At 67.6% G+C, this 1,904-nt stretch carries 2 protein-coding genes; both read right to left on the bottom strand.

Features of this window, described 5'->3' with window-relative positions:
- Window positions 1-1,106, bottom strand: a 1,106-nt coding sequence (locus AC1DU6_RS29390; RefSeq protein ID WP_477861517.1) for an NCS1 family nucleobase:cation symporter-1, incomplete at its 3' end; no start/stop codon positions are given.
- An 18-nt stretch (window positions 1,107-1,124) separates the two neighbouring features.
- The coding region (locus tag AC1DU6_RS29385; protein WP_477861515.1) for an aldehyde dehydrogenase family protein at window positions 1,125-1,904 on the bottom strand (780 nt) is incomplete at its 5' end.

The raw sequence follows: 1,904 nt of genomic DNA, 5'->3' as shown, positions 1-1,904 counted from the left end.
ATATAGCCCTGCGTGGACTCAAGGATCTTCCACGGCATCATGGCGATGGCGATGCCTGCAGTCAGCATGCCGCCGGTCTTGTAGCTGATGCGACCCGGCGCCAGCGCCGAGAAGTCGTAGGCCGGGCCGACCAGGTTGGCGGCGAGGTTGACGCTGACGGTGTCGATCAGCAGCACGATGAGCGCGATCAGCACCGCCGCACCGGTCATGCGGCTGGCCACGTCCACCGGGTCCCAAAGCGCCTTGCCGTAGATGACGACGGTGGCCGAGGTGACGAACACGGCGAGCGCCGCGAGCAAGCCCATCGGCAGTGGCAGGCCGATGGCCTGGCCGATGAGCTGGTCGCGCTGCGTCTTGGCGAAGCGCGTGAAGTCGGGGATGTTCAGCGCCAGCGTGGCCCAGAAGCCCACCATGGCGGTCAGCGACGGCCAGAACACGGCGGAGAATTGGCCGGCCTTCTTGYCGCCTTCCACAAACGCCGAGGGCTGGTCCAGGATGGGGCCGAAGCCACCGGCCTTGTCCCAGGCCCACCACAGCAGCACGAAGCAGATGACGATCTTGATCGGCGCCGTGTAGGTCTCGAGCTTGCGGATGGCTTCGATGCCGTGCACGACAAACCAGAACTGCAGGGCCCAGAACAGCAGGAAACAGCCCAGCTGCGCAGCGTTGATGCCCAGGCCCGGCAGCGGGTCGCCCGTGAGCGGGTGGCCGATCAGCACGCCGGCCAGCGTGTAGATCATCTGGCCGCCAAACCAGGTCTGGATGCCGTACCAGCCGCAGGCGACCAGCGCCCGCAGCAGCGCCGGCAGCCGCGCGCCCTGCGTGCCGAAGGAGGCCCGCGCCAGCACCGCATATGGGATGCCGTACTTGGCGCCGGCATGGCCGATCAGCAGCATGGGCACCAGCACGATGAGGTTGCCCAGGAAGACCGTGCCGACGGCCTGGCTCCAGCTCATGCCCGACTCGATGAGGCTGGCCGCCAGCGTGTACGCCGGGATGCACATGACCATGCCCACCCACAGCGCTGCAAAGTGGTACCAGCGCCAGGTCCGCTGGGCGGCCGTGGTCGGGACCAGGTCAGGATTGCTCAGCGTCGGATCGTTCATGGTCAGCTTCCGTCGAGTTCAGGTGTTCTGCGGGAAAGCAAATTGCGGGCCCTTGGGCAGGGAATCCGGCCAGCGCTGCATGACCGCCTTGTGCTTGGTATAGAAGCGCACCGCCTCGGGGCCATAGGCATGGTGGTCGCCGAACAGGCTGCGCTTCCAGCCGCCAAAGCTGTTGAAGGCCATGGGCACCGGCAGCGGCACGTTGACGCCCACCATGCCGACCTGGATGTGATGCACGAACTCGCGCGCCACGTGGCCGTCACGCGTGAAGATGGCGACGCCGTTGGCGTACTCGTTCGCTTCGATCAGCGCGATGGCGCCGGCCAGGTCCGGCACGCGCACGACGCACAGCACCGGGCCGAAAATCTCTTCGGTGTAGCAGCTCATGTCGGCCGACACGCCGTCCAGCAGCGTGCCACCGACGAAGAAGCCGTCCTCGAAGCCGGCTACACGGTGGCCACGGCCATCAACGACGGCCTTCGCACCGGCCGCCACGCCTTCGCCGATCAGCTTCTCCACGCGCTGCTGTGAAGCTCGCGTGATCAGCGGCCCCATCTCGATGCCGCTGCCATGGCCTTCACCGATCTTCAGCGCGGCCACCTTGGGTGCCAGCGCCGCCACCAGCGCATCGGCCGCATCGCCCACCGCCACGGCCACCGAGATCGCCATGCAGCGCTCGCCRGCCGAGCCGTAGSCSGCGCCCATCAGCGCGTCCACGGCCTGTTCCAGGTCCGCATCGGGCATGACGACCATGTGGTTCTTCGCGCCGCCCAGCGCCTGCACGCGCTTGCCGTGGGC

The sequence above is a fragment of the Roseateles sp. P5_B10 genome, from assembly GCF_056400485.1.
Note: the sequence above shows the minus strand (reverse complement) of the source record. Positions and strands in the feature narration are given on the sequence as shown.